Source organism: Azohydromonas aeria (assembly GCF_009760915.1).
Taxonomy (GTDB): domain Bacteria; phylum Pseudomonadota; class Gammaproteobacteria; order Burkholderiales; family Burkholderiaceae_C; genus Azohydromonas; species Azohydromonas aeria.
In genome coordinates this window covers 36,177-62,822 of sequence record NZ_VIDQ01000040.1, presented here as the reverse complement: position 1 = coordinate 62,822, position 26,646 = coordinate 36,177, and the positions used below count along the sequence as shown (strand labels likewise).

Sequence of the window (26,646 nt, the reverse complement as noted above, 5' to 3'; positions counted from 1 at the left end):
CGGCCGCCGCGCAGCGCGCGCCAGGCGCTGCCCAGGTTCAGCGACAGGTGCAGTGCCAGCAGCCCCAACGTGGCGTAGCCGAACAGGTAGTGCCAGTCGAACACCGGCAACTGCTGCCGGGCCACCCAGAACAGCCCCAGCCCGGCGGTGGCCGCCAGGTACGCCAGCAGCAGCAGGCTGCTGGCGGCATTGAGCACCCGCCGCGGCGGCGCGCGCCCCTGCCCGACCCGCCAGGCCAGCCACGCCAGCGCCGGCAGCAGCGGCAACAGCACCCAGAACAGCTTCGGCATCGCGCTTGCGCTCCTCCTGCCATGGACCGGGACCGGCGTCCAACGATCGCTGCCGATTTGTGTCGATGCGCAACGCCGCTCCGATGTCGGCGCACGAATTGCTGCATTGCAGCAAAATCAAGCCGCACCGCCCGGACGCACAGGAGACAAGGGGCGTTGCCCGTGCCGCGCCACGTCGCGCGGCGCGGGTGGCGCCAAAGGACGCTCGACGAAGCCACAGCCGGGGCGGACCAGATCGCCGAGCACACCCGCAACCTGTTCCGTCACAAGGAGCCCTTCATGCCCACCGACGCCTTCGAAACCCTGCTGAGCCCCTACACCAAGCTCGCGCGCGCCAACATGGACCTCATCGCCAAGTTCTCGACCTCGCCCGAGGTGATGTCGCAGACCCTGGGCGCGGCGCAGAAGTTCTCCACCGGCAGCACCGATGCCGCCTCCGGGCTGCTCGCCTCCAACGCCTTCAGCGAGTTCCTGATGGGCCTGGTCAAGAACTGGATGGAGTTCCTGACCGACCTGGGCCAGAGCGCCCTGGTCTTCGCCGACCAGAGCCAGGAAGCCTTTCTGAAGAAGGCGCCGTCCATGGCCGGCGAGGCCGCCCGCGCCGTGTCCGAGATGGCGCAGGGCAAGGCGCCGCGCGTGCGCCCGGCCGCGGCCTGACGCGGCCGCACGCTTCGGCGCTGTCCGGAGCTGAAGTCGAAAGGCGCCCGCGGGCGCCTTTTTCATGCCCGGCTCACGCCTTGCGCACTCGTCCCGCGCCGGCCAGCAGCGCCAGGCAGCCCAGCAGCGGCAGCCCGGTGGCGGCGTAGGCCCAGCCGAAGCCCGCGCCGCTCGACGCCAGCGCGCCGAACAGCGGCGGCCCCGCCACCACGCCCAGGTACGTGAAGGCCAGCACCCCGCCGGTGGCCACGCCGGCCTGGCCCGGCGGCGCCAGCCGCGCCACCTCGGCCAGGTACACGCCGTTCCAGCCGATGGCCGTGCCGCCGTAGATGGCCAGCAGCGCCAGCACCAGCGCGGCCGGGCTGTCCGGGCGCAGCAGCGGCATGGCGGCGCCGGCGGCGATCATCAGCACGCACAGCGCCAGCAGCATGCGCCGCGCACCCGGGCCACGGTCCGCCACCGCGCCCCACAGCACGCGCCCGGCCACGCCGGCCGTCTGCGTCACCGACAGCGCCACGCCCGCGGCCACCAGCGCCCAGTGCAATTGCGCCGTGAGGAAGCTCACCAGGTAGGCCGTCACGCACACCTGCACGCAGGAGAACACCAGCGAGCACAGCGCCAGGCGCCGCAGCGTGGCGTCGGCCCAGACCAGCGCCACCGGCCGCGCCAGGGCGCCGAAACCCGTGCCGGCGCCGGCCTGGGAGCCGCCCGCGTCGGCGTCCAGCGCGGCGCGCAGCGGCTGCGCCAGCGCCGCGCACAGCAGCGACGCCGCGGCCAGCAGCCCCAGCGCCAGGGGCCAGCCGGCGGCCAGCGACAGCGGCGGCACGACCAGCCCGGCGATCACGCCGCCCAATGGCACGCCGGTCTGCTTGAGCGAGAACACCAGCCCCATGCGGTGCGCCGGCGTGGTGCGGGCCAGGATCTGCGAGCTCGCCGGCGTGATCGGCCCGTAGCCCAGGCCCAGGATGAAGGCGCCCGGCAGCGCCGCCCACAGCGTGGCCGTCGCGATCAGCCCGAGGCCCGCGGCGCACAGCGCCAGCGACGCCTGGCTGGTGCGGATGGCGCCGTGGCGCGCGATGAAATGGCTGCCCAGCACGCTGGCGAGCATGGCGCCCAGGTAGACCAGCGCTACATAGAGGCCCACGGCCGCGGCCGGCAGCCCCATCTGCGCGCCGATCACCGGCGCCACCGCCGTAGGCGCGATCACCGCCGCCGAGGCCAGCACCTGGATGGCGAGGGTGGCGGCGAGGCAGGCGAAGGCGGAAGGGGCGCGCGGCGCGGCTGGGGGCACGCCCGGGACACGGGCGGCGGGAGGGACGGCTTTCAAGGGGGACGGCTCCGCCGCCGGGGCGGCAAAGGAAGGCACTGTACGGAGGAACGCCCCCGCGGCGCCCGCGCCTGCCGCGCCGCTTCATGCATGGCGAACCGGGGTTCGCCATGCGGCAATGCAGGCCGCCCGGCGCCCTCAGCGCGGCGCCGGGGTCGGGGCCGCAGGCGGGGCTGCCGTCGCGGCGGCAGCCGCGTCGCACGCCGGTGCGGCCGCCGCCGTGCCCGTGTCCGCGCGCAGCCGCGCCAGGATCCGCGTCCCGGCCCGGCCGGTGGCCGGCAGCTCCAGCCGCAGTTCCTCGGCGCGGATCGCCGCCGCGGTGCGCGGGCCGTCGCGGCCGTCGGGCTGCACCTCGCAATGGCCGCGGGACTGCAGCAGCGCCTGCAGCTCGCGCACCTCGCGCCGCGACAGGATCGGGTCGTCGGTGGGCCACGGCGTGCGCGGCCCGGGCTGGCCGCGCAGCGCGTCGGCCAGCAGCCCGATGGCCAGGCCGTAGGCGTCGGCGCGGTTGTAGCGCCAGATCGCCTGGTAGTTGGGCGTCACCAGCCACGCGGGGCCGGCGCTGCCCGCGGGCATCAGCAGCGCGGTGCGCAGCCCTGGCTCCCAGCCCGGCGTGCCGCCCTCGCCCAGCAGCGGGCCGCCGTCGGCGCGCTTCACGCCGTCGGCCGACCACTGCGCCAGGGTGCGGCAGCTGCCCATGGGCTGGTTCGGCTCCAGGCAGCGGTGCGCGGACTCCTGGGCGTTGAAGCGCTCCAGCGCCGCATCGGGCAGCCGCACCTCCACGCCCCAGGCCAGGCCGCGGCGCCAGCCCAGGGCGGAGAGGTAGCGCGCGGTGGTGGCCAGCGCATCGGCCGTGTTGCCGACGATGTCCACGGTACGCGCGCCTTCGACCGCGCCGTCCATGTAGGCCTTGAAGGTGGCGGGCATGAACTGCGTCTGCCCGAAGGCGCCGGCCCAGGAGCCCAGGAAGGTGTCGGGCTGCACGTGCCCTTCCTGCAGCAGCCACAGCGCGGCGAAGAAGTTGCGGCGCCGCTCGGCGCTGTCCAGCCTCAGGCAGGCGCGGCTGAGCGTGGCGCTGACCACCGGGTAGCGGCCGGAGACGCGGCCGTAGTCGGTCTCGATGCCGAACACCGCCACCACCGTCGCCGGGTCCACGCCATGGCGCTGCTGGATCGCCTGCAGCGCCGCGGACTGCGCGGCCAGCAGCGCGCGCCCGTCGGCCACGCGCTCGGCGTCCACGCGGCGCATCAGGTAGTCCCAGATCGGGATCTGGAACTCCGGCTGCGCGGCCGTGGCGGCCTCGATCACCGGGCGCAGATCCTGCGCGGCGCGGGTGTGGCGCTCGAAGGTGGCCGCGGACACCTCGGGAAACTCGGGCAGGCGCTGGCGCAGCGCGGCGACACAGGGCGCCAGGGAGGCATCGGCAGGCGGCGTCTCGGGCAGCGGCTGGCCCCGGGCGGCGCCACCCGCCAGCAGCGCCGCCAGCGCCGCGGCGGGAACGAAAAGGCGTGTCAAAGGAATCTCCATCGCAAAGCCGCCCATGGTGCCTTCGCGCCGGTGACCTTTGTCACGAGGCAGTCGCCGGGGGGCTGCCTATCCTGCCCCGGACGACAGGAGGCCCATCGTGTCCATCGGCGGCGTCGGATCGGTCATTGCGGCGATTGCAGCCGGGGTGCTGGGCAGCGGTTGCGCCGCTCCCAAGCCCCCGCCGCCGCCGGCCCCCACGCTGCTCCTGGGCAGCATCGAGGCCGCGGGCAACCTCAACCCCAGCATCAGCCGGCGTCCCTCGCCGCTGCTGCTGCGGGTATACGAGCTCAAGTCGGACACGGCCTTCAACAACGCCGATTTCGTCTCGCTCTACCAGCGCGACCAAGCCGAGCTCGGCGCCGACCTGGTGGCACGCGAGGAGCTCGTGCTCGCGCCCGACAGCACGCGGCCGCTGCAGCGCACGCTGGCGCCGGAGACACGCTTCATTGGCCTCCTCGGCGCGTTCCGCGACCTGGAGCACGCCACCTGGCGCAGCGTGCTGCCGGTGATGCCCCACCGCACGCAGCGGCTGCGCATCCGCGCCGAGGGCTCGCGGCTGGCCGCCACGGTCGAGTTGCAGCCCCTGGCCCCGCAGCCCGGGACCAAGCGGTGAGCCGTCACAGCCGCATCGTGTGGTCGCAGGGCATGTTCCTGCTGCCGCACCACTTCCAGCAGGAGAGGCGCCACATCGAGTACCTGGTGGACATGCGCTCGCAGGCCGCCGGCGCGCACGGCTGGGGCTTCTTCGAGCTGGTGCTCGACGAGGCGCAGCTCGCGCAGGGCCGTGTCGGCCTGGTACGCGCCAGCGGCGTGCTGCCCGACGGCACGCCGCTGCGCATACCGCAGGTCGATGCCGCGCCGCCGCCGCTGCAGCTGGCTGCCGACATGAAGGACGAGCTGGTGTGCCTGGCCGTGCCGCTGGCGCGCGAGGGCGTGACCGAGGTGGACTTCGACGACGACGGCACCCCGGGCGATGCCGCCGCGCAGCGCGGCCCGGCACGCTGGCGCGCGGTGGACGAGCCGCTGCGTGACCAGACCCATGCCGAAGACGAGCCCGAGACGGTGCAGACCGGCGCGCTGCGCCTGCGCCTGCTGCGCGCGCGCGATGCCGCCGCAGGTTGCGCAGCGCTGGGCATCGCGCGCGTGCAGGAGCTGCGCAGCGACTGCCAGGTGGTGCTGGACCGCGGCTACGTCGCGCCGCAGGTGCGGCTCGACGCCAGTGGCCAGCTCGCTGCCATGGCCACGCTGCTGCACGGCCTGGTGCGCCAGCGCGCGCAGCTGCTGGCCACGCGCATGGGGCAGCTCGGCCATGGCGTGTCCGAGATGGCCGATTTCCTGATGCTGCAGGCCCTCAACCGTGCCGAGCCGCTGCTGCGCCAGCTCGCGCTGGCACCGCAAGCCCACCCCTTCACGCTGCACCAGGCCTGCCTGCAGCTGGCTGGCGACCTGGCCACGCTGCTGAGCCCCTCGCGGCGCCCGCCCGACTACCCGCTCTACCGGCACGACGACCTGCAGGGCTCGTTCGCGCCGCTGGTCGAGGACCTGCGCCGCATGCTGTCCTCGGTGCTGGAGCGCAACGCACTGCAGATCGAGCTGGTCGAGCGCCTGCACAACGTGCGCACGGCACTGATCCCGGACCCGGCGCTGGCGCGCAAGGCCAGCTTCGTGCTGGCCGTCAACGCCGCGCTGCCAGGCGAGCCGTTGCGCCAGCGTTTCCCGGCGCAGTCCACGCTGGGGCCTGCCGACCGCATCCGCGACCTGGTGAACCTGCACCTGCCCGGCGTGCCGCTGCGGTTGCTGCCGGTGGCGCCGCGCCAGCTGCCCTTCCATGCCGGCTTCCACTACTTCGAGCTGGAACGCGGCGGCGAACTGTGGCAGCAGATCGAGCGCAACGGCAGCCTGGCGCTGCACGTGGCCGGCGACTTCCCCGGGCTGGAGCTCGAACTCTGGGCCATCCGCCAATGACGCCATGACCGAGCGCGCTGCCTTTCCCGATCCCTTCTCCGCCGGCGACGAGGAGCAGCAGACCTTCATCAAGCCCAACCCCGGCGGGCGCGCCACGGCGGCGCTGCGCGCGGCGCCGGGGCGTGCCGACGCGGCCGAGCCCGACGCCGATGCCGAAGCCGCCCTGCACGCCGGCGGCCTGAACCCGCTGGTGGCGCTGGCCAACCCGCTGCTGCTGGCCGCGCCGCAGTTGCGGGCCACGCGCCGCGTGGACGACCTCGCCGCGCTGCGCGCCTCGCTGGCGCAGGGCGTGCGCGATTTCGCCGCGCGCGCGGCCGCCGCCGGCGTGGCGGCCGACCGCGTCATGGCCGCGCGCTACGTGCTGTGCACCCTGCTCGACGAGGCCGCCGCCGACACGCCCTGGGGCGGCGGCGGCGCGTGGGCCGGCCAGAGCCTGCTGGCGCTGTTCCACAACGAGGTCCAGGGCGGGGAGAAGGTGTTCCAGCTGATGGCCCGCCTGGCCGACAAGCCGCGCGAGCATCGCGATCTGCTGGAGCTCATCTACAGCGCCCTGGCGCTGGGCTTCGAAGGCCGCTACCGCCTCATCCCCAATGGCCGTGCCCAGCTCGAAGCCGTGCGCGACAAGCTCGCGCAGATCCTGCTGCGCGAGCGCGGCGCGGTACCCGTGCCCCTGGCACAGCACTGGCAGGTGCAGGCTGCGCCACGACGCGCCTGGCGCAGCGCGCTGCCGCTGGCAGCCACGGCGGCGCTGGTGGCGCTGCTGCTGGCCGGCACCTATCTAGGCTTGGCGAGCTCGCTGGGTCGCCGTTCCGACGCCGCGTTCGCCGCGATCCAGCAGTTGCGCCTGATGCCGCCGGCGGCCGTGGCAGCGGTCACCGTGCCGGTACCGGTGCCCGCGCCGCGGCCGGCCGCGGCGCCGCGCCTGGCGCAGTTGCTGCAGTCCGACATCCAGGCCGGGTTGGTGACGGTACGCGACGAGGCCGACCGCAGCGTGGTCACGCTGCGCGGCGACGGCCTGTTCCCACCCGGCAGCGCCACGCCCGGCGCCGCCCGCGAGGAGTTGCTGCAGCGCATCGGCGACGCGCTGGCCCGGCTCGGCGGCGCGGTGCTGGTCACCGGCCACACCGACGCCGCGCCCATCCGCACCGCGCGCTTCCCCTCCAACTGGCACCTCTCGGAGGCACGCGCGCAGGCCGTGCGCGAGCGACTGGTCGAGCGCCGCGTGCCGGCCGAGCGCATCCGTGCCGAGGGCCGCGCCGCCGGCGAGCCGGTCGCGTCCAACGACAGCGAGCCGGGCCGCGCCCAGAACCGCCGTGTCGAGATCACGCTGTTCGTGCCGGCCGGCAAGGGAGCCGCGCAATGATCCGCAAGCTGCTGTCGCTGCTCTTCAACCGCTGGCTGCTGCGGGCCGTGCTGCTGGGCGCCGCCAGTCTGGCGCTGTGGATCGTCGGGCCGCTGCTGGCCGTGGCGGAGGTGCGCCCGCTGGAGAGCGAGCGCGCGCGCTGGATCGCCATCGCCGCGCTCGCCGCCGCCGCGCTGCTCATGGCGGCCTGGAAGGCCTGGCGCGCGCGCCGCGGCAACCAGGCCGTGGTCGACCAGCTCCTGGCCGCGCCGGCGGCGGCGCCGGAAACCGAGAGCCCCGACCTTGCCGCCGTGCGCGAACGCTTCGAGCGCGCGCTGCTGACGCTGCGCCGCGCGCGCCTGGGCCGTGGCGGGCTGCTCTCGGGCTGGTCGGCGCGGCTGGGCGGGCGCTACCTCTACGAGCTGCCCTGGTACCTGTTCATCGGCGCTCCGGGCTCGGGCAAGACCACGGCGCTGCGCCACTGCGGACTGCAGTTCCCGCTGGCGTCCGCCATGGGCGAGCAGGCCGTGCGCGGCGTGGGCGGCACGCGCCACTGCGACTGGTGGTTCACCGACCGCGCCGTGCTCATCGACACCGCCGGCCGCTTCACCACGCAGGACAGCGACCGCGCCACCGACCGCGCCACCTGGAGCGGCTTCCTGCAACTGCTGCAGGGCTCGCGCCCGCGCCAGCCGCTCAACGGCGTGCTGGTCACGGTGTCGGTACAGGACCTGCTCACGCGCGGCGCCATCGACCGCGCCGAGTACGCCGCCACGGTGCGTGCACGGGTGCAGGAGCTGCACACGCAACTGGGACTGCGGCTGCCAATCTACCTGCTGGTCACCAAGTGCGACCTGATGGCCGGCTTCACCGAGACCTTCGACACGCTGGGCAAGGCGCAACGCGCCGAGCCCTGGGGCTTCACCTTCGATCTGGGCGCGGCCACCCGCGACAGCCTGGAGCGCTTCGGGCCGGAGTTCGATGCGTTGCAGCAGCGGCTGGACGACGGCCTGATCGAGCGGCTGCAGCAAGAGCGCGATCCGGGCAGGCGCGCGCTCGTCTACGGCTTCCCGGGCCAGTTCGCAGGGCTGCGCAGCCTGTTGCAGGAGTTCCTGGAGGCGGCGTTCTCGCCTTCCCCCTACGAGGTGGAGCCGCTGCTGCGCGGCGTGTACTTCGTCAGCGGCACGCAGGAGGGCACGCCCATCGACCGCGTGCTCGCCAGCGTGGCGCGCCGCCACCGGCTGGAGCAGGCCTTTTCCGCGCCGCACGCCGGCGTGGGCAAGAGCTTCTTCCTCTCGCGCCTGATCACCGAGGTGGTGTTCGCCGAGGCCGGCGTGGCCGGCACCAACCTGGCCTGGGAGCGGCGCCGCACCCTGCTGGCCCTGGGCGGCTACGCGGCGCTGGCGCTGCTGGGCACCGGCCTCCTTGCCGCCTGGGCCACCAGCTATGCCGGCAACCGGCACTACCTGGCCGAGGTGGCGCAGCGCACGGCCGAGGTACGCCAGCTGGTGCAAGCCACGCCCAACCGCGCCTCGGCCGAGCTGCTGCCCATCGTCCCGGCGCTGGACGCCACGCGCGGCCTGGCCCGCGCCGGCATCGGGGACGACGGGGCGCCGTGGACGCTGGGCTTCGGCCTGTACCAGGGCCGCAAGATGGACAGCGCCGTCCGTGCCGCCTACGAGCGCATGCTGGTGGACGCGCTGCTGCCGCGGTTGGCGCTGCGCCTGGAGGCGCAACTGCGCGCAATGGGCGCGCTGGAGTCGGACTACGAGGTGCTCAAGGCGTACCTGATGCTGCACGACCGGCAGCACTTCGATGCCGCCGCACTGAAGCGCCACGTGGAGGCGGGCTGGGAAACGGAGTTCGGCCGCTCCCTCGACAACGCGCACCGCGCGGCTCTCTCGGCCCACCTCGACGCACTGCTGGCGCAGGAGGTGGTGGTGTCGCCGCTGCCGCTGGACCGGGCGCTGGTGGAGCAGGCGCGGTTGCGCCTGGCCTCGGTGCCGCTGCCGCAGCGCGTGTACCGGAGGCTGCGCCAGCAGGGGCTGGGCCAGGAGTTCCCGGAGTTCAGCATCGCGCGTGCGGCCGGCGCCAACGCCGCGCTGGTGTTCCGCCGTCCCAGCGGCGCGCCGTTGACGCGCGGCGTGCCGGGGTTGTTCTCCTACGCGGGCTACCACCAGGGATTCCAGCGCGAGGTGGCCCGCGTGGCTGGCGAGCTGGCCCGGGAGCAGTCCTGGGTGCTGGGCGTGGGCGAGGCGCCCCGGGATGCCGCGGCGCTGGTGCGCAGCGACGCGCCCCTGGTGGACGAGGTGCGGCGCCTCTACCTCGGCGACTACGCCGCCGCCTGGGAAGGCTTCATCGGGGATATCCAGCTCCAGCCCCTGGCCGGCATGGCGCAGGCCACGCAAATGGCGCGGCTGCTGTCCGCGCCGGACAACCCGCTGGCGCCGCTGCTGAAGGCCATCGCGCGCGAGACCACGCTGGGTGCGCCCGACCGCAGCGGCGGACGCAAGGCCAACGAGCTGATCACGAGCGTGCGCCAGGGCATCGCGGACTCGCTGGGCACCGGCGCGGCGCCGGCCGACGCGCCGCGGCTGGAAGTGCAGCTCGTGGACGAGCGCTTCGCCGCGCTGCGCCAGTTCGTCACCGCCCCCGAGGGCGGCAAGGCGCCGCTGGACGGAGCCCTGGCGCTGATCGCCGACCTGCACCTGCAACTCACCGCGGCGGACCTGGCGCTCAAGGGTGGCGCGGCACCGCCGCCCTCGCCGCTGCCGGCCCAGGCACAGGCGCAAGCGGCGGGGATGCCGCAGCCCTTGCGCGCCATGGTGGAGACGCTGGCGCAGGGCAGCGCGCAGATCTCCAGGATCGTGCTGCGCCAGAGCCTGTCGCAGGAAGTGCGCTCGCAGGTGGGCGAGTTCTGCCGCCAGGCCGTGGCCGGCCGCTACCCGGTGGACCGCCACGCCGCACGCGACGTGACGCAGGCCGACTTTGCCCAACTGTTCGGCCCCGGCGGCAAGATCGACCAACTGTTCCAGCAGAAGCTCGCGCCCTACGTGGACACCAGCGCGCGGCCCTGGCGCTTCCGTCCCGTGGAAGGCACGGCGCTGGGTGGAGACAGCGGCTCGCTACCGCAGTTCCAGCGCGCCGCAGCCATCCGCGAGACCTTCTTCCCCGGCGGCGCGGTGCCGTCGCTGCGGCTGGAGTTCAAGCCTCTGGAGATGGACCCCACCATCTCGCAGTTCACGCTGGACGTGGACGGCCAGCTCGTGCGCTATGCCCACGGCCCGGCCATTCCGACGGCGGTGCAATGGCCCGGGCCGCGCGGCAGCTCGCAGGTGCGGGTGCATCTCGTGCCGCCCAGCGCCGCAGGCGCTTCCGGGCTGGTGAAGGAAGGGCCCTGGGCGCTGTTCCGGCTCTTCGACAGCGTGCGCATCGACCCCGGCGGCGCACCCGAGCGCTTTCGCGCCACCTTCGACATCGACGGGCGTCGCGCGGTGTTCGAAGTGACGGCCAGCAGCGTGCGCAACCCCTTCCGCCTGGCAGAGCTGGCGGAGTTCTCCTGCCCGGCGGGGCTGTGATGGCGCTGGCCGCGCCCCTCGACGACGCCGGCAGCGCCGGGGCCCCCGGCTGGTACGGCAAGCTCGCCGCGCTGGGGGACTTCGCGCGGCGGCGCCTGGCGCCCGAAGTCAGCGACGCTTGTGACGCCTGGCTGTCCGCGGGCATGCGGGCCGGGCAGGAGCGGCTGGGCACGCGCTGGCTGGAGATCTATCTGACCGCGCCGCTGCTGCGCTTTGCCTGGGCGCCGGGCGTGCAGGGACCGTCCTGGTGGTTCGGTGTGCTCATGCCCAGCTGCGACGCCGTGGGGCGCTATTTCCCGCTGCTGGTGGTCCAGGCGCGGGCGCAGCCGCCCGCGGACCGACCGGCGCTGGAACACCTGGAGGCTTGGTACGAGGCCGTGGCGCAGGCGGCGCTGCACACGCTGGGCGCGCGGGCCTCGGTGGAAAGCTTCGAGGCCGCGCTGCAGACGCTGCCGCCCTGGCCGGTGCCGCGCATGCCGCCGGCGCCGCCGTGTTCACTGGGCGAGTGGGCGCTGGCGTTGGCGCTGCGGGAAGCGCAAGCGCGGCTGTCGGGCTGCAGCCTGTGGTGGCGCGGTGCGCAAGGCGATGGTGCCCTGCTGGTGAAAGTGAGCCGGGGACTGCCCAGGAGCGAGGAATGGAGTGGGTTGCTCCTGGACGACAACTGGATCACGTCGCCAGGACAGCCGGGCATCGTGAGTTTCTGAACAGCTTCCTTGGGGAACCCAGGTTCCGACCGATCACGACGCTTCAGCCGGTATGACCACCAAGTCGTCCGGCGCGGTTCTCAACGATTCGGCCACGACACTTACACGATAGAAACCAGCGCTCCGCGGTGCGAATTCGGCACGGAGCCAGCCGTCGCCGGCGGTCTCGGGGACCACCCGCTGCCGAGAAGAATCGCCCTGGCCGTGCCTGCGGCAGCCCGAGCCCCAGCTGCGCAAGCATCGGGCACACACGTCAGCGCCGGAACGCCACGCCCACCGCACTGAAGTTGTCCTGCGCCGTCACGGCCCGGGCTTCGATGCGCGCGCACATTGCCGCCAGCCAAGCCTGCACGCCGGCGGCGGACTCCAGCGCCGCCGCGATGTCGCGCAGCTCCAGCGCGCCCCACCAGCCATCGCTGCACAGCAGGAAGACATCCCCGGTCTCCACCGCCTCGGGCTCGGCCAGCGTGTGAGGCTGCACTGCTTCGGGCATGCCCAGCGCGGCCAGCAACTGGTTGCGGTGCGGGTGCGACAGCGCCTGGCGCTCGGTAAGCAGCCCGGCATCGAGCAACTGCTGCACCACGCTGTCGTCGCGCGTAAGCAGCGCCGCGTCGCCGCGGCGCACGCGGTACAGGCGCGAGTCACCCACGTGCGACCACAGCGCGCGCGCGCCTTCGAGATCCAGCCACAACGCCACCACCGTGGCGTGCATGCGCTCCACGCCCCTGGCGCCGGGCTGTGCCTCGCACAGCGCGGCATGCGCCGCGGAGACGGCCCACGACAGCGTGTCCGGCACGAACACGGCGCCCTCGGCCGCCAGCGCGGCCTGGACCTGCTCCACCACGCAGCGCGCCGCCTCGCGGCCGTCGCGGTGTCCGCCGGCGCCGTCAGCCAGCACGGCCCAGGCGCGGGCACCGGCGCCGCCGCCGCGCCAATCGTCCTCGTTGCGCTTGCGCGCGCCGGCGTAACTGCAGCCGGCGATGTCGATGGCTTCCATCGCTGGTGCGTTCAGCCGTTGCGCGTCTGGCGCAGCCGCTGCATCTGCTGCTCGTAGGCGGCCAGGAAGGCCTTGCCGAACAGCGTGTCGAAGTCCTCCTGCGCCTCGTCGCGGATGGACTCGAAATGCTGCAGGTACAGTTCCCAGAGACGGGCCTTGCGGCTCATGGGCAGCAGGCTTTGCAACATGCTGGGCCCGCTGAGCTTGCCTTCCAGTGCCTGCGGCGCGAAGCGGCCGAGCACGCCTTCGAGCGCTGCGCGCGTGCCGGCCATGGTGCCGATGGCATGGCCGACCAGGTCTTCCATCGCGTCGGCCATCGCCGCCGGTCCATCCAGGAAGCCACGCAGGGGCGGCTGCAGCAGTTGCTCCAGCGCCGATTGCGCATCCGGGGAGAACTTCAGGGGGTTGTTGTTGCGGGACTGAATCACGGTCACGTCGGCATGCAGTTCCTGCTTGATGGTGGCGCGCACGCACATCAACTCCAGCGTCCCGCCCACGGCGTTGCGCAGCAGCGCGCCGGCCGTGCGCAACAGCGCCGGGGTCGGCCCCTGGGGCAGATCGAGCGTCACGCCGGCGCCCTCGCAGAAGGCTTTCCACAGCTCCGCCTCGTCCGCCGGCGCAGGCCGCCGCGCCACGGCGGGCACCCCCGCGGGTGCCTGCGGCGCTGTCGGCGCCACCGGCACGGCCGCCAGCGGCGGCGGCCGGAATGCTGCACGCAACTCTGACGTGGCATCGGGCAGCGTGGGCCCGGGCGGCGCGACACCCGGGGCGGCGCTGAACAGCGCCAAAGGATCGGCATGCGCCGCCGCGCCGGCCGGCGGGTCGCCCAGCGGCTGGCCCAGGCCGGCTTCGAAGTCGCGCAGCCGCTCGCGCCCGTCTCGCAATTCGAAGGCTTCGTCGATCGAGCGCGGGGTTGCTCCAGGGATGAGGTCGTCGAACACGCCGGCACCAGCCGGCGCCAGCGGCGGCGCGGACGGCGGCGTGCACGCGGGCCGCGGCGCAAAGGGGTCGAAATCGTCGGGCAGCCGCGGCGAGCGCGCGGCTGCGGCATCGGGCGAGAAGGCCGGTGCGGCATCGGCGGGGCCGAACAGCTCGGCGAAGGGATTGTCAGCCGACAGGCGCTGGTTGAGCGCGCACTCGATCGGGAGCGGCATGGGTGCGTTTTGCTCGTGCTCGTCCAGCGGCACCGGAGCCGCCGCGTCGGCCACCCGCGCGCCGGCCGGCGTCGGCGTCGGATCCCCGGTGCGCAGCGCGGACACGGGGATGAGTGCCGTGGCCTCGGCATCGGACTCGTCCTCGGCGGCTTCAAGCAGGTAGCCGCCAATGCGGACCTGGGCGTGGTGCAGCAGCGGCGCGGACTGGCCCTGCAGCAGCGTCTGGCCGCGCACGGTGATCGGGTTGGCACTGCCAATGTTGGTGATGACGAAGCCGGCGGGCGTGCGGCTGACCTGCGCCTGCTGGCGCGAGATGTGGCGCTCGGGGTCGGGCAGTGCCAGCGTGTTGTGGTCGGCACGGCCGATGGTGCCGCCCTCGTGCCCGAAGCGCGCCGCAAGGGGGCGCGACAGCGGCTGGTCGTCGAGCGACACCGCGCGCAAGGTCAGGCTCATGGCAGCTGGCAGGTTCGGAGTGGCGGGACTGTGGAAACCATGGTTTCCCGCGTGGCGGGGGTCATCAATGGCCGAAAGTCACGAGCGCGCGGCATCCCCTACGCCGCGCGCAGCGCCGCAGCCACGGCAGCCACGGCGAACAGCAGCGCCAACAGCGCCCACGTCCACGCCGCGGGATCCATGCGTCGCACATGGCCCCAGCGCCAGGCCGCCGCCACGACGAAGCCCAGGGCCAGCAGGGGGAACAACACCCGCGGCGCCATGCGCGTCAGGCCTCAGGCCAGCAGCCGCTGCTGGCGCCACGCGGGCGCGTGCACGTCGAACAGCGGTCGCCCCGGTTGCAGCAGCGCCTGCTCACGCGCTGCAAGCAGGCGCTGGCGCTGCGTGCCCTCACGCAGCACCTGCGCAGCCTGGGACGCCGAGGTCGGTGCGCCCATGAACAGGCGCACCCCGGCCGGCACGTTCATCGCCCGCGCCTGCCACCAGCGTTGCACCTTCTCCCGCTCGGGCCAGGGCAGGCCCTCGTCCTCGTCAAGCGCCACGTTCTCGTCCTCGGGGTCGTCGGACGGCCCGTTGAGGCGCGCGGGGGGCTTGCGTTCCAGGTCCAGCGCGGCCAGATCGGCGCCGGTGATCAGCGAGAAGGACTCGCCGGCCAGGCGTGCGAAGCGCAGGTCGTCCATCAGCGCGATCAGCCACGGCACATGCTGTGCGTCGCCCAGCACGCCGATGGCGCGCACCAGTTGCCGCCGCAGCGCCGGCGCCTGCCTGACGCGCTGCGACAGCGCGGCGACGGCACCCTGCGCGTCGGTGAAAGGTGCCGCCCGCAACAACAGCGCCAACGCGGCTTCGGCATCCGGACCGTCGTCCTGGGCCCGAAGCGCCAAGTGGCGCAGCGACGCATCGCGGTCGCCCAGCAGGCAGGCCGTCCAGGCGGCTTGATCAGCGATCTCGCCGTCCAGGGCGGCCAGGGCGTGGTCCCGCAGATCGGTGCGGCCCAGCGCCCCCGCCGTGCGCAGCGCCTCGGCGCGCAGCGGCACGTCGGCGGCCAGGGCCGATTCCAGCGCAGCGCCCGGGTCGGTGCGATGCAGACGGCAGGCGGCCAGGCCGAGCGCACGCCATGCCGGATTGACCGCGCTCAGCAGTGCCTGCACCGTGCCCTGCAGCGCCGTGGCCGGAAGCCAGCCCAGCGCGGACAGCAGGCCGCGCCGTGCTGACGGCAGCTCCGCGGCCAGCGCCAGCAGCCGCTGCAGCGCCGGCCGGTCCTGGCCGTTCAGCGCCAGCACCGCGACGGCGAACACCTCGCCGGCACCGGGGCTGGCCAGCGCGGCCGTGCACAGGGCGCGGCCGTAGGCACCGGCCACGACCAGGCCGTCCAGGTGCGCGGCGATGCGCTCGTCCAGGCGCCGCAGGTGACGCAGCCGCACGTGCGGTGCGCGCACCAGCACCGACCGCACGTGGCGCAGGTGGGCGCAGTCCTGCGCGTGCTGCTGCACCACGGCAGGTATGGGCGGGCGCTCCAAGCCTTGCATCGCACCCATGCTTCGAAGAGGCCCCGCGCGGCACAACCAACCTTAGTCACACGGCCTGCGGAGGCTGCTGGCGCACACTGCCTGGCACCGCTTACTGGACCGAGCCGGGACAGGGCCCTGCCATGAACAGCTTCACTTTGCGTGCGCGCTGCGGCGCGCTGTGCGCCGTGGCCGCGGCACTGGGTGCCTGCGCCACCAAGCCGCCGTCCCAGCCCGAAGCGGCAGCGGTTCCGCCCGCAACCATCTCGGCGCCTTCCGAAGCGCCGCCGCCACGCGACTCCGCCTCCGCCACGCCGCCCGCCCCCGGCCCGGCCTCGCCCGCGGCGCAACAACAGGCGCACAAGATGGCGCTCGCGGCCGTCGTCACGCTGGAAGCCGGCCAGGAGGAGCAGGCCCGCGCCGAGCTGCAACGCGCGCTGGTGCTGGACCCGCAGAGCCGGCTGGCACTGAGCCTGCTTCGCCAGATCAACGAGCCCGTGATCGCGCCACGCGAGAGCTTCAGCTACACCGTGCGGCCCGGCGACTCGCTGTCCAGCATCGCCGAGCGCTTCATGGGCGACAAGTTCCTGTTCTACGCACTGGCGCGCTTCAACGACCTCAAGGTGCCGCGCCAGCTCTCCAGCGGCCAGTCGCTGCGCGTGCCCGGCAAGGGTCCGGCATTGGCGGAACGCGAGGCCCGAGAGCGCGAACGCGAGCGCGATGCGCGCGAGCCGCGCGTGCCGGCCCGGACCGAGATGACGGAGTCGCCCAGGAAGGCACCCGCCACCGCCGTTGCACCCGTGCCCGCCCCCGCACCTGCGCCGTTGCCCGTGCCCGTGGTTGCACCGGCAACCACGCCGTTGCCGCTGCCCACGGCGGCGCCGGAGCCCTCCGTGGCAGAACGGGCGCTGACCAGCGCCGAGGCGGCGGAGCGCGCCGGCGAACTGGAGCGGGCGCTGTCGGAATCGCGGCGTGCCACGGGCCTGGACGCCGGCTCCGCCCCGGCCGCCCGGCTGGCGGCGCTGAACAAGCGGCTGGCCGCACGCTACGCCGCGAACGCGCGCGGCGATTTCGCCCGCCAGGACCTGGACGGCGCCATCCGCCATTGGGACCGCGTGCTGCAACTCGACCCGGGCAACGACACCGCCCGGCTGGAGAGGCAGCGCGCCGTGGACCTGAAGCGGAAAGTGGAAGCGCTGAAGTGAGGCACCGGCGGGCCGGGAGATACCCACCTGACTCGAACTTCGGAGTGCCGCCGCGAAACGCTCGGCGTGCCAGCCTTTCCCCCGCGCGCTCCAGCCGGAGAGGAGATGGAAGCGGCCCGGTGTGCGGAAGCGTTTCGGATCGCCGCCACGGCAGCCGAAAGCCAGTGGGATGTGCATGACGTCCCGGGCCCGCCGTCCTTGCGCGCCCTCTCAACGCGGATCGTCCAGCGCCCCCTCGCCTGCAACCCGTGACGCCCGCAATTGCTTCAGCCGTGCCTGCGCCCTCGGGTGTGTCGCGTCCGCCTTGACGCTCTTCTCCAACGCCGCGATGGCCGCGGCGCGGTCATGCATCGCCAGCCGCTCGCCGTGCTGGTAGTACACCTCGGCCAGCATCAGCCGGCTGGCGGCGTCGTGCGGATCGGCGGCCACGCTGGCCTCCAGCATCGCCTGCGCATCGGCAATCTGGCCCTGCGCCATGAGCATCGAGGCGTGCTCAAGCTCGTTGCGCCCGGATACGGCAGCGTGCGCCTCCCGCTGGCTGCGCTTCGGGTGGCCGAGGCGTTCCGGCCGCGCGGCGCGCAGCGGGCGCCCGACAGCATCCGGTGCGGACCCCACCACGCTGCCGTCGGCGATGGTGGTGCGCGTGCCGGCCTGCGGATCACGAGCCGTGCGCGCGTTGATCATCTCCGCCTCCAGGTTGGCGCGGCGCGTGATCGTGTAGCGCGAGTAGCGGCCCAGGTACAACCGCCGGTTGCGCTCGCGCTCGATACCGCGCAGCGCCTCGGCGGCGCGGAGGTCGTCAGGCTTCACCGCCAGCGCTGCCAGGTACTGCGCGGCCGCTGCGTCCAGGTCGCCGCGCTGGCGTGCCTGCGCGGCGCGCTGCAGGCGCTGCTCCGCCTCGGCTTCGATGCGCCGGCGCATCGCCTCCAGCCGCGTGCGGTACTCCTCCACCTCCGGCCGCAGCAGCGCGAGCAGCTCCCAAGCCAGTGCCGCGTCGGCCAGGCGGCCCTGCTCCTCGGCCAGCGCGGCGGCCTCCCGCTGGCGCCGCTCGAAGGCCTCGGCAGGCAGCACGGCGGGCCGGAGCGCCGGCACCGCGACGGGCGGTGCGTCGCTCGGCGGTGCGGACACGCCCGCGCAGCCGGCCAGCAGCACAGCACAGCTGGCCACGGCCATGGGGTGCCGTGCTGTCGCCTTGAGTCGCCGCCAGGCCGTCATGCTCATGGCGCCCCCGCAGCGGGCAAAGGCCGGCTGACCTGCAACTTGGCCCTGAAGTCGTCCAGGTCGTGGTCGCCGAAGATCATGGTGCGGCGCAGCATCAGCGGTTGGGCAAAGAAGGCGTTGCCGCCCGGGTTCACCGTCACCGCCAGCCGGTACTGCTGGCGCGAGAGCACCTCCAGCACCGCTTCATTGGCGTCACCGTAGGGCAGCGCGTAGTGGCGCACCTGCACCGGCAGCCGCCGCTCCAGCAGCTCGCGCGGTACGCGCGCTTCCTGCTCCAGTACGCGGCGGTAAGCCTCCTCGCTCTGGCCGGTGGGGCGATCGATCAGGTTGCGGTGCGACTTGGAATGGGCCTGCACGTCCACCAGCCCTGAGCCGGCCATCTCCGCCAGTTGCGACCAGGACAGCGCCTCGCCGCCGCTGCCGATGAAGTCCGTGTAGACGAACAGCGTGACCGGCAGGCCGCGCTGGCGCAGCAGCGGGAAAGCGTGCCGGTACACCGAGGCATAGCCGTCGTCGATGGTGATGACCACGGAGCGCCGCGGCAGCGCCGCGCGGCCTTCGAGGTAGTCGACGAGCTGGCCCAGCCGGATGACGTGGTAGTCGTTGCGCTGCAGCCAGTCAAGCTGCGCGGCAAAGCTGGCGCTGGAGACGACCATCTTGCCGCTGCCCGGGCCGAAGCGGTGGTAGCAGAGGATGGGCACGGTCTGGTAGCCGTCGGCGCGCACGCCCAGCGGGTTCGGCGCCTGCAGCGGCAGCGCCAGCGCGCGGCCGGCTTCGGCCTGCTCCACGCCGTTGAGCTCGGCGATGGACCAGGCCGCATCCTCGCTGCCCAGGAAGCGCGCGGCCACGGCGCGCAGCGTCTCGCCGGCCGCGGGCGCGTAGATCACGAAGCGCTCGCTGCGCGCCAGCACCTGGCCCGCCGTGGCGCGCGGCGCCGGCGGCTTGACCGCGCGCACGGGCGGCGGCGGCGGAGCCGGGGCCTGCAGCGCACGCACCGGAGGCGGCGCCAACGCCGTGGGCGGCGCCGTGACACAGCCGCCCAGCCCCCATGCCAGCGTAGCGCCGGCCAGCGCGGCGCCGCACCTCACGGCGTGCGCTCCGGAGGACCCAGGCGCGACTGCAGCGCCTGCGCCATGCGGTCGAAGGCAGCAAAGAGCAGCCCGAACTCGTCCTTGCGCTGCTCGCCGATACGGTGCTCGACGTGGCCGGCGGCAATCTCGTCGAGCGCACTGCCCAGCCGCCGGATCGGGCGCGCCAGCCGCTCGGCCAGGAAATACATGGCAGCCGCCACGGCCACCACGGTCACCAGCACCAGCAGCGCCATCCACGCCAGCGACAGCCGCACCACGGCCAGCAGCGGCGCCTCGGGCAGACCCAGCACCACGCGGCCCACGGCCTTGCCCTGGAAAGTGATGGGCGCCTCGAAGCCCAGCACCGACGCGGTGCCGTCCTGGTAGCGCGTGACCTGCACCGCGTCGCCACGCCGACCCAACGCCTGCCCTGCCGGTGCGCGATAGGGCTGGTTGAGCAGCGCACCCTGGCTGGAGGCGCGCACGACACCGGCGCGGTCCAGCACGGCCACGTCGTGCAGGTCGCGCGTGCGCATCGCCTCCTGCAGCGCCACCTCCACCGTCACCCATTCCTCGGCCAGCGCCGGCGCGGCGTTCTGCACGGCGATCAGCCGCGCCAGCGCGGCGCCCACGTCCATGGCCTGGCCTCGCATGGCCGCCGCCTGGCGCTGTGTGACCACGGTGGCGGCCAGGCCCATCACCACCGCCACCACCAGCGCCATGGAGGCGGCCCACTTCACGCGCAACGGCACGATGCGCGGCTTGTCGCGCTGCTGCGCGGCTTCGTCCATCGCGGCCAGCACCTTGCCCAGCGCCTCGGCCAGCTCGCGCCCGCTCTGGTAGCGCTGCTGCGGCGCCTTGGCCAGGCAGCGCTGCACCACGCGCGCCAGGCCCGGCGGCAGCTCCGGGCGCAACCGCTCCAGCGGCGGCGGGTCCTCCTTGGCGATCTGCAGCGCCAGCGACACCAGGCTGTCGCCGGTGAAGGGACGCTGCCCAGCCAGCATCTGGTACAGCACGATGCCGGCGGAGAACAGGTCCGAGCGGCCGTCGAGCTTCTCCCCTTGAGTCTGCTCGGGCGACATGTACTGCGGCGTGCCCAGGATGTCGCCCACGCGCGTGCGCTGCTCGTCGCCGACGGTGTCCATGTGCGCGATGCCGAAGTCGGTGACCTTGATGGTCTGTGCGCCTTGCAGCCGCACGATGTTGCTGGGCTTGATGTCGCGGTGCACGATGCCGTGCGCGTGCGCGTAGTCCAGCGCCAGCGCCAGCTGGATGCCCAGCACCAGCGCCTCGCGCACCTCCAGGGGCTCGCCCTGGTCCATCAGCGCATTGAGCGGCTGGCCCTGCAGCAGCTCCATGGCCATGTAGGGCCGGCCCTCGATCTCGCCGACGTCGTAGACGATGACGATGTTCGGGTGCGACAGCCGCCCCGCGGCGCGCGCCTCGCGCAGGAAGCGCGCGCGCACCTCCTCGTTCTCCGACAGCGAGGCGTGCAGGAACTTCACCGCCACATCGCGCCCGATGCTCGGGTCGTGGGCACGGAACACCGTGGCCATACCGCCACGGCCCAGGCGCTCCCGAATTTCGTAGCGGCCGACCTGGCGCACCTGCGCCTCGCCTGCAGGCGGTCCGCCGGGCAAGGTTGCACCCGCGTCGCGCAGCGGCTGCGGCGGCAGCCCGGGCGATGCCGTTGCAGACGCACCGACGCCGGGCGGCCGCGGGGCCGGTATCAGGCGCGTGGCTTCGTCGTCATCGTCGTCGGCACTGGCCGGGCGCTGCGGCGGCCGCGTCGCGGCCAGCGAGCCGGCACTGCCGGCCGCGGGTGAAGGGGTCGGCACGGGAGAGCCGTCCGGTGATGCCATGGCTGCAACCTCGCCTGTCGCGCCTTGCGCGTGTTGCGGGCATGCTCCCGCTGCGCCGCGATTTCGGGCAACGGACCAAAGTCATCGGAGCAGCGTGCCGTACAGCCCTGGCGTCGAGTCCGGAATTTCGATGGCACCGGCCACCCGCCGGAAGAAGCCCGGCGCACCCACGTGCCCGGCCACGGCATAGCCGTAGCCCGCAGCGCGCATGTCGTGCAGGCAGGCGTACAGCAGCGCCGCCCCCAGCCCCTTGCCACGCACACCATCGAGCACGCCAATGGGGCCGACAAAGCCGCGCGCGGTGGCATCGAAGCAGGCGAAGCCCAGGAGCTCGGCGCGGTGCTGCACGATGAACATCGACACCGGGCGGTTCGCCAGCGCCACGCCAGCCTCGCTGCGCCAGCGTGCGCCGAAGTGCGCCTCGACCCAGCCCAGCGCGCCATCGTGCTCCGGCCCCAGCGGCTTGCGCAGCCGCATGGCAGCCGGCACCGGCGGCGGCACGTCGCCGAGGGTGTAGAGCTTCATGAGCATGTCCATGCGCGTCCCGGGATGTTGGGCACGGCGCGATGGTCGGGCGATGGACCAAGGTCACGCCACGGCACGCCTCGGCCGGGCTAACTTGGGGTGCGCAACCCCGCAGCCATGGCCACACCCGACGACGACCGCACGCAGCTGCACACCGGGCCGCTGGCGGGCGACGGCCCCTCGGCGGCGCACGCCAGCGCCTTGCCGGCGGGGCTGCGCATGGGCGAGTTCGAGCTGCTGTCGGTGCTCGGGGCCGGCGGCTTCGGCATCGTGTACCTCGCGCAGGACCACGCGCTGCAGCGCCAGGTGGCGATCAAGGAGTACATGCCTGCAGCACTGGCCGAGCGCACGCAGGCGCTCACGGTGTCGATCCGCTCAAAGCGCGACGCCGACACCTTCGACGCCGGGCTGCGCAGCTTCATCAACGAGGCGCGGCTGCTGGCGCGCTTTGACCACCCCTCGCTGCTCAAGGTGCACCGCTTCTGGCAAGCCCACGGCACGGCCTACATGGCCATGCCTTACTACGCCGGCATCACGCTGGCGCAACACCTCAAGGCGCTGGCCCGCCCACCCGACGAGGCCTGGCTGCGCGCGCTGCTGCTGCAGCTGCTGCAGGCGCTGGAGGTGCTGCACGCGGCGCAATGCTGCCACCGCGACATCGCGCCGGACAACATCCTCATCCTGCCCGATGGCCGCGCGCTGCTGCTGGACTTCGGCGCCGCGCGGCACGTCATCAGCGACATGAAGCGCGCGCTGACCGTGATCTTCAAGTCCGGCTACGCCCCAGTGGAGCAATACGGCGACGCGCCCGACATGCACCAGGGCCCGTGGACCGACCTCTATGCCCTGGCCTCGGTGGCCCATTTCGCCATCACAGGCCGCACGCCGCCGCCGGCGCTGCAGCGGCTGCTGTCGGACAAGTACGAGCCGCTGGCACGCGTGGCTGCCGGGCGCTACGGCCCGGGTTTGCTGCAGGCGCTGGACCGCGCGCTGGCCGTGCTGCCCCGGCACCGTCCGCAAAGCGCCACAGAGCTGCGGGCGCTGCTGGAAGCGCCCTTGCCTTCGCCGGCACCACGGCCGCAGCGCCGACCGCTCACGGGTGCGCTTGCAACGGCTGCCGCGCTGGCGCTGGCAGCCGCGGTGGCCTACGGACTGTTCGCGCGCGGCGGCACCGGCAGGCCAACACCGCCCGCGTTGCCCATGGCGCCGAGTTCCGCACCTTCGCCAAGTCCCCCTGCCACCGAGCCGGTTGCACCCGCACCCGCACCCGCACCCGCACCCGCACCCGCACCCGCACCCGCACCCAATACATATTCCCAGCCGGCGCAATCGCGCAACGCGCCGGCGGATGCCGTGGCGCCAGCGCCACCCCAACCCCCGCTGCCACGGGTCGAGCGGCCCGCGCCTTTGCAGGCACCAGCCGCCGGACCGCGCTCCCACGCGCCGCCTGCGCGACCGGCACCGGAAACAACCGCGGCGCGTACCGCGCCAGCCGCGGCGCCTCAACCGGCGGCCCGGCGCCCGCTTTCCGCCCGCTGCGCCGACGTCATCCAGCGCGTGATGCTGGGCGAGCCCCTGGCGCCCGAAGAGCGCGACGTTCTCAAACAGGAGTGCAAGCAATGAAGACGACGCCCAACATCCCCATGACCCATCGAGCCCGGCTCCCGGCCTGGCCGGCCATCGCCCTGGCCGCGCTGGCCGGTTGCGCCACGCCCACCGGCCCCACCGCCAGCACCGAGGCCGTGAGCTTCGACCAGGCGGTGGCCACCGCCACGGACAGCCTCATCACGCAGGCCCGGCAGGCGCTGGGGCTGAAGGCGCAGTTCGCCTCCCGCAGCGTCGTGGTGGACCCGATGATCGAGGGCGGCTCCGGCGAGCAGTCGGCGCTGACGCGCGCGCTGGAGGACAAGGTCAGCGCCCGGCTGCGTGCCGGCGAGTTCGAGGTGCTGCCTTTCCAGGGCACGAACCTGGGCAAGGCGCGCTACCTGCTCGTGGGCACCCTGCAGCACCTGCAGGACGCCCGGGAGCGCCCGGGCGGGCGCCCGCCGCTGCAGCTCAACCTGTCGCTGGTGGAGCTCAAGGGCGGCCACGTCGTGGCCCAGGCCTCGAGCCGCGCCGTGAACGACCGGCTCGATGCCACGCCCACGCCCTATTACCGCGACAGCCCCGTGCTGGTGAAGGACAAGGTGGTGGACGGTTACGTGCGCACCACGCAGGCGCGGCCCGGCACGCCGGCCGATGCCGACTACTTCCAGCGCGTGAACGTGGCCACCATCATCAACGCCGCCACGCAGGCCTACAACGCCGAGCAGTACGAGCAGGCGCTGGGCCTGTACCGCACGGCGCTGGACAACCCCGCCGGCGAGCAGATGCGCACGCGCAACGGCATCTACCTCTCCAGTTGGAAGCTCGGCCGCGATGCCGACGCCGAGGCGGCGTTCGGCAAGGTGGTGGAGACGGCGGTGGCCAACAACAGCCTGGGCGTGAAGTTTCTTTTCAGCCCGAACAGCACCGACTTCTGGCCCGAGCCCAAGATCAGCGGCCCCTACCCGCTGTGGCTGCGCCAGATCGCCCGGCACGTGGCCGCGTCCAAGGCCTGCATGAACGTGGTGGGCCACACCAGCCGCAGCGGCAGCGAGAGCTACAACGACCGGCTGTCCGAGCGGCGGGCGCTGGCGATCCGGCAGAAGCTCGTCGCCGAGTCTGCGGAGCTGGGGCCGCGGCTGCAGTCCAGCGGCGCGGGGTTCAGGCAGAACCTGATCGGCACGGGCACCGACGATGCCAGCGACGCGCTGGATCGGCGGGTGGAGTTCAGGATGCTGGCGTGCTGAGGCGGCGACGCCTGCGGTCAGGCTACCAAGCCGAGTCGGCGTCGAAGCGGTGCAACCACTGCCAAGTGGCGGCACGCGCTTCGAACAAACCAGCGAACTCGTCATGCAAGGGCACGCGGACCTTGGAAATCCAGGCTTCCACGGCCGCGTACGGTGCAGCCGACTCGCTGCCATGCCGGTCCAGCAGCGAGGGTTCGGGAGCGGTCATGACAAGTCGTGCGCCTGACGGCGACCGGCCCGCGATGCAGGGTCCCGGTGCTGGACATTCAGGCAGGGGCGTCGGCTCCAACCGGTTCCACCACTTGGGCCCGATCAGCGTGAGCCAATTCGTGCCCTTGAGTCCACCAAGCACCTCCGGCAAGGTGCGATTGAGATCCTGGACATCGAGGCCCCAATAACGCTTGGACCAGGCAAAGATCTGGTCAAAAGCCTCTTCCTTGTGCCAGGGATTGAATGTCGCAGCAAAACCACCGTGTCCGGACAATAGATTTGGAAACACCTCTATCAATGACCGCGCAAGCCCATGCAAAATTTCAGGCGCCGCATCCGGCGGCAGCAGTATTTCACAGAACGAAGCCGCCGACCGGTCGTCCACGCGGCGCAGGCCGTGCAGGGTGAAACTCCAGGAGCATTCATCCTCCCGGCCATCCCATACCTTCAATACCCAGTGACCCGGCGTGCCGAAGCGTGAAACATAATTCTCAAAAACTTCAGGCGCGGGCTTGCCTTCGTATTCGTCCCACAAACCCACATCTCCCAGCATGACCTGACAAGCCCGGTCCCTGGGGCAAACGGCAAGATAAGCATCCAGCGCTCGACGAGCAACGTCCTGCGTGGGACGCCCATCGAGATACAGTGTCAGATCCAGAGCGATGCCACAGACCCACTCATCCCCAATGCGGTATTGCATGGCCTACTTCCGTCCGCAATTTATCGGTTTTCCTCGATGAGTTCCTTCACCACGATCAATGTTTCTTTCAAGTATGCCGTAAAGCTCTTGTAGCGCTGCACGACCTCGCCCTCATCCCACTCGACGACATCCAGGCCACCATCGCGACGTTTCTTGCTCAGATCGAAAAACGTGACCGTGTTTTGTCCGTGAGCCGCCACGAACACCCATCCCATTTCCAATGCCCTGTCCCCAGGACCCCATTCGCTCTTCAACGCGCCAATCCATTCATACACCGTCCCGCGGATCATTTCGTCCAGCGAGAGGATAGAAAGCTCTTCATCAAAAAACTTCCAGCCATCGTGCAGCAGCAAAAAGGTTTTGAAGTCTTCAGGCATGGCGACTCCAACATGTTGCTCCACCGCTTCAATCCCGGAAGGGTCCGCAGGTCTTCCCAATTGCTGGTGGATGGGCTCACCCGTAATTTCAGCATAAACCGCATTACACGCGTACAGTTCCTTCACCAAAACTTCCATATTGACGACAGCAGCGCACATGGATACCTCACGCTCAAAACAGCAATGCCAATTTGTCGCAAAACGCATTCTCAAGCGGGGCAGCAAGTGGCCTTGACGCCGCAGTACTTCTCGGGGTCGTAACTCTGGAGCGTTGCGCCGAGGGATGCGTTGACATGACTCGTCATCCACTTGAAATTGCTCGGACTGCTCGGATGCCCACCCAGCTGGACCTCGCGGGTATGATCAGGCTGAAAATCATCAAGGCTTCCTTTCTTCTTCCACTCCCGGTAAGCACAGGGGTGCGCAAACTGGCGCTTGATCTGCTGCTGGGATTTGGTCCCATTATTGAATTCACGCTCGCATCTGACACGATGCCGCCGCTGGGCATTTCTCTTCTGTCGCTTCAACTTCTTTGCACTCCTCTTATTTTTATAAGCTTTATTAAGCTTGTTGTTCTTGTTCCGTGCTTGGCGGTTTATCTTTGCAATCTTGCTGCAATATTGTTGATAATCACATTTCGACCAAGGCTCATCATTGCTGCGGGTCTTGTTCTCGCAGTCCAGGGGCATTTTTGGAAGCCCGGCGGCCATTTCCTCCTGCTCTGGAACGGGCGGTGTGGCACCCGGCTTGGACGCATGGTTGTGCGTGGTCAGGTCCAGATGGCGCACCACGTTCTCGCCTTCGAACTTGACGTCCATGGACCAGGCGTTGAAATACACTTTCCCCGTGATCTTGCTGGTGATGACATTCTTCTTGGGCGCACAACCGGCCTCGTCACCCGTACTGCGCTTGAAATAGGACTTGTCCTTGAGCATCACCTCTTGGCCGGCAATCTTGACCGTCGTGGAGCCGTCGCTGCAGTCGGACGAGAACCCGGTGTTCGGATAGGGAACGGGAACGCCTGGCGGTGTTGCCGGTGTTTGCGGCGGGGTGAAGCACACATCCGGAAATGCACATATGGATTTGCCGGCACCAGCCTTGCACGAGATCTCCATGGAGTTGGCATAGACTTGGTTGGCCATT

The 26,646-nt window shown here is 72.1% G+C and carries 23 protein-coding genes; 9 read left to right on the top strand and 14 right to left on the bottom strand.

Annotated elements, in window-relative coordinates; all coding sequences use genetic code 11:
- The coding region (locus FJ694_RS21600; protein WP_157269387.1) for a hypothetical protein at positions 1-290 on the bottom strand (290 nt) is incomplete at its 3' end.
- A gap of 279 nt (positions 291-569) precedes the next feature.
- Between FJ694_RS21600 and FJ694_RS21595 the strand changes: the two genes are divergently transcribed.
- Positions 570-947, top strand: coding sequence for a hypothetical protein (locus FJ694_RS21595; protein ID WP_157269386.1), 378 nt, complete (start codon positions 570-572; stop codon positions 945-947).
- 73 nt (positions 948-1,020) lie between these two features.
- On the opposite strand, the gene FJ694_RS21590 is transcribed toward FJ694_RS21595, so the two are convergent.
- Together FJ694_RS21590 and FJ694_RS21585 are read right to left on the bottom strand one after the other, a co-directional pair.
- Positions 1,021-2,274, bottom strand: a complete 1,254-nt coding sequence (locus FJ694_RS21590) for an MFS transporter (RefSeq protein ID WP_232540159.1) — start codon at positions 2,272-2,274, stop codon at positions 1,021-1,023.
- A gap of 138 nt (positions 2,275-2,412) precedes the next feature.
- Positions 2,413-3,789 carry a lytic murein transglycosylase gene (locus tag FJ694_RS21585; RefSeq protein ID WP_198320925.1) on the bottom strand — a complete coding sequence of 459 codons (1,377 nt, stop codon included), beginning with the start codon at positions 3,787-3,789 and terminating at the stop codon, positions 2,413-2,415.
- A 109-nt stretch (positions 3,790-3,898) separates the two neighbouring features.
- On the opposite strand from FJ694_RS21585, the gene tssJ reads away from it, so the two are divergent.
- The 5 genes from tssJ to tagF are packed head-to-tail and all read left to right on the top strand — an operon-like array spanning position 3,899 to position 11,390.
- The gene (gene tssJ / locus FJ694_RS21580) at positions 3,899-4,414 is read left to right on the top strand and encodes a type VI secretion system lipoprotein TssJ (protein WP_157269384.1); all 516 of its coding nucleotides are present in this window, start codon (positions 3,899-3,901) and stop codon (positions 4,412-4,414) included.
- Positions 4,411-5,766 (top strand): type VI secretion system baseplate subunit TssK, encoded by a 1,356-nt coding sequence (gene tssK, locus FJ694_RS21575; protein ID WP_157269383.1) that lies wholly within the window; start codon positions 4,411-4,413, stop codon positions 5,764-5,766. Before tssJ ends, tssK begins: the two co-directional genes overlap by 4 nt.
- Positions 5,767-5,770: 4 nt before the next feature.
- Positions 5,771-7,129, top strand: a complete 1,359-nt coding sequence (locus tag FJ694_RS21570) for a DotU family type VI secretion system protein (protein WP_157269382.1) — start codon at positions 5,771-5,773, stop codon at positions 7,127-7,129.
- A complete protein-coding gene (tssM, locus tag FJ694_RS21565) occupies positions 7,126-10,686 on the top strand; it encodes a type VI secretion system membrane subunit TssM (protein ID WP_232540158.1) in 3,561 nt (1,186 codons plus the stop codon). The genes FJ694_RS21570 and tssM overlap by 4 nt, the downstream gene beginning before the upstream one ends.
- On the top strand, positions 10,686-11,390 hold the full coding sequence (tagF, locus tag FJ694_RS21560) for a type VI secretion system-associated protein TagF (RefSeq protein ID WP_157269381.1): 705 nt from the start codon (positions 10,686-10,688) through the stop codon (positions 11,388-11,390). The genes tssM and tagF overlap by 1 nt, the downstream gene beginning before the upstream one ends.
- 253 nt (positions 11,391-11,643) lie before the next feature.
- On the opposite strand, the gene FJ694_RS21555 is transcribed toward tagF, so the two are convergent.
- The 4 genes from FJ694_RS21555 to FJ694_RS21545 form a co-directional block, all read right to left on the bottom strand.
- Positions 11,644-12,387, bottom strand: coding sequence for a PP2C family protein-serine/threonine phosphatase (locus FJ694_RS21555; RefSeq protein ID WP_157269380.1), 744 nt, complete (start codon positions 12,385-12,387; stop codon positions 11,644-11,646).
- 11 nt (positions 12,388-12,398) lie between these two features.
- Positions 12,399-13,994 (bottom strand): type VI secretion system-associated FHA domain protein TagH, encoded by a 1,596-nt coding sequence (gene tagH, locus FJ694_RS21550; protein WP_157269379.1) that lies wholly within the window; start codon positions 13,992-13,994, stop codon positions 12,399-12,401.
- A 98-nt stretch (positions 13,995-14,092) separates the two neighbouring features.
- A complete protein-coding gene (locus FJ694_RS36760) occupies positions 14,093-14,245 on the bottom strand; it encodes a hypothetical protein (protein WP_198320926.1) in 153 nt (50 codons plus the stop codon).
- Positions 14,246-14,269: 24 nt separating this feature from the next.
- Positions 14,270-15,523, bottom strand: a complete 1,254-nt coding sequence (locus tag FJ694_RS21545; protein ID WP_157269378.1) for a TIGR02270 family protein — start codon at positions 15,521-15,523, stop codon at positions 14,270-14,272.
- A 122-nt stretch (positions 15,524-15,645) separates the two neighbouring features.
- Here FJ694_RS21545 and FJ694_RS21540 point away from each other — a divergent pair, with 122 nt between their 5' ends.
- On the top strand, positions 15,646-16,707 hold the full coding sequence (locus tag FJ694_RS21540) for a M23 family metallopeptidase (RefSeq protein WP_157269377.1): 1,062 nt from the start codon (positions 15,646-15,648) through the stop codon (positions 16,705-16,707).
- A gap of 210 nt (positions 16,708-16,917) precedes the next feature.
- Here the strand turns inward: FJ694_RS21540 and FJ694_RS21535 are convergent, their stop codons facing one another.
- The 4 genes from FJ694_RS21535 to FJ694_RS21520 form a co-directional block, all read right to left on the bottom strand.
- Complete coding sequence (locus FJ694_RS21535) at positions 16,918-17,880, bottom strand: tetratricopeptide repeat protein (protein ID WP_157269376.1); 963 nt, start codon at positions 17,878-17,880, stop codon at positions 16,918-16,920.
- Between the two features lie 44 nt (positions 17,881-17,924).
- Positions 17,925-19,016, bottom strand: a complete 1,092-nt coding sequence (locus FJ694_RS21530) for a polysaccharide deacetylase family protein (RefSeq protein ID WP_157269375.1) — start codon at positions 19,014-19,016, stop codon at positions 17,925-17,927.
- Entirely contained in the window at positions 19,013-20,860 is a 1,848-nt protein-coding gene (locus tag FJ694_RS21525; protein ID WP_157269374.1) for a protein kinase domain-containing protein, read from the bottom strand. The genes FJ694_RS21530 and FJ694_RS21525 overlap by 4 nt, the downstream gene beginning before the upstream one ends.
- Positions 20,861-20,941: 81 nt before the next feature.
- Positions 20,942-21,385: a GNAT family N-acetyltransferase gene (locus tag FJ694_RS21520; RefSeq protein WP_157269373.1), complete on the bottom strand. Its 444-nt coding sequence runs from the start codon at positions 21,383-21,385 to the stop codon at positions 20,942-20,944.
- 117 nt (positions 21,386-21,502) lie between these two features.
- Between FJ694_RS21520 and FJ694_RS21515 the strand changes: the two genes are divergently transcribed.
- Positions 21,503-23,008, top strand: coding sequence for a serine/threonine-protein kinase (locus FJ694_RS21515; protein WP_232540157.1), 1,506 nt, complete (start codon positions 21,503-21,505; stop codon positions 23,006-23,008).
- Positions 23,005-24,216 carry an OmpA family protein gene (locus FJ694_RS21510; RefSeq protein ID WP_232540156.1) on the top strand — a complete coding sequence of 404 codons (1,212 nt, stop codon included), beginning with the start codon at positions 23,005-23,007 and terminating at the stop codon, positions 24,214-24,216. The genes FJ694_RS21515 and FJ694_RS21510 overlap by 4 nt, the downstream gene beginning before the upstream one ends.
- 22 nt (positions 24,217-24,238) lie before the next feature.
- On the opposite strand, the gene FJ694_RS21505 is transcribed toward FJ694_RS21510, so the two are convergent.
- The 3 genes from FJ694_RS21505 to FJ694_RS37800 all read right to left on the bottom strand — a co-directional run bounded on the left by FJ694_RS21505 (position 24,239) and on the right by FJ694_RS37800 (position 26,645).
- Complete coding sequence (locus FJ694_RS21505; RefSeq protein WP_157269372.1) at positions 24,239-25,126, bottom strand: type VI immunity family protein; 888 nt, start codon at positions 25,124-25,126, stop codon at positions 24,239-24,241.
- A gap of 20 nt (positions 25,127-25,146) precedes the next feature.
- A complete protein-coding gene (locus FJ694_RS21500) occupies positions 25,147-25,629 on the bottom strand; it encodes an SMI1/KNR4 family protein (protein ID WP_157269371.1) in 483 nt (160 codons plus the stop codon).
- A gap of 83 nt (positions 25,630-25,712) precedes the next feature.
- Positions 25,713-26,645, bottom strand: a complete 933-nt coding sequence (locus FJ694_RS37800) for a DUF4150 domain-containing protein (protein WP_310735059.1) — start codon at positions 26,643-26,645, stop codon at positions 25,713-25,715.
- Position 26,646 lies beyond the last annotated feature (1 nt).

What these genes read in the sequence shown, in the direction of transcription:
- FJ694_RS37800 (WP_310735059.1), bottom strand. Translation starts at nt 26,645, where the DNA reads ATGGCCAACCAAGTCTATGCCAACTCCATGGAGATCTCGTGCAAGGCT.
- FJ694_RS21535 (WP_157269376.1), bottom strand. Translation starts at nt 17,880, where the DNA reads ATGGCCGTGGCCAGCTGTGCTGTGCTGCTGGCCGGCTGCGCGGGCGTG.
- tssM (WP_232540158.1), top strand. Translation starts at nt 7,126, where the DNA reads ATGATCCGCAAGCTGCTGTCGCTGCTCTTCAACCGCTGGCTGCTGCGG.
- tagH (WP_157269379.1), bottom strand. Translation starts at nt 13,994, where the DNA reads ATGAGCCTGACCTTGCGCGCGGTGTCGCTCGACGACCAGCCGCTGTCG.
- FJ694_RS21510 (WP_232540156.1), top strand. Translation starts at nt 23,005, where the DNA reads ATGAAGACGACGCCCAACATCCCCATGACCCATCGAGCCCGGCTCCCG.
- FJ694_RS21555 (WP_157269380.1), bottom strand. Translation starts at nt 12,387, where the DNA reads ATGGAAGCCATCGACATCGCCGGCTGCAGTTACGCCGGCGCGCGCAAG.
- FJ694_RS21570 (WP_157269382.1), top strand. Translation starts at nt 5,771, where the DNA reads ATGACCGAGCGCGCTGCCTTTCCCGATCCCTTCTCCGCCGGCGACGAG.
- FJ694_RS21545 (WP_157269378.1), bottom strand. Translation starts at nt 15,523, where the DNA reads ATGCAAGGCTTGGAGCGCCCGCCCATACCTGCCGTGGTGCAGCAGCAC.
- FJ694_RS21505 (WP_157269372.1), bottom strand. Translation starts at nt 25,126, where the DNA reads ATGCAATACCGCATTGGGGATGAGTGGGTCTGTGGCATCGCTCTGGAT.
- FJ694_RS21595 (WP_157269386.1), top strand. Translation starts at nt 570, where the DNA reads ATGCCCACCGACGCCTTCGAAACCCTGCTGAGCCCCTACACCAAGCTC.
- tagF (WP_157269381.1), top strand. Translation starts at nt 10,686, where the DNA reads ATGGCGCTGGCCGCGCCCCTCGACGACGCCGGCAGCGCCGGGGCCCCC.
- FJ694_RS21520 (WP_157269373.1), bottom strand. Translation starts at nt 21,385, where the DNA reads ATGAAGCTCTACACCCTCGGCGACGTGCCGCCGCCGGTGCCGGCTGCC.
- FJ694_RS21540 (WP_157269377.1), top strand. Translation starts at nt 15,646, where the DNA reads ATGAACAGCTTCACTTTGCGTGCGCGCTGCGGCGCGCTGTGCGCCGTG.
- FJ694_RS21515 (WP_232540157.1), top strand. Translation starts at nt 21,503, where the DNA reads ATGGCCACACCCGACGACGACCGCACGCAGCTGCACACCGGGCCGCTG.
- FJ694_RS21525 (WP_157269374.1), bottom strand. Translation starts at nt 20,860, where the DNA reads ATGGCATCACCGGACGGCTCTCCCGTGCCGACCCCTTCACCCGCGGCC.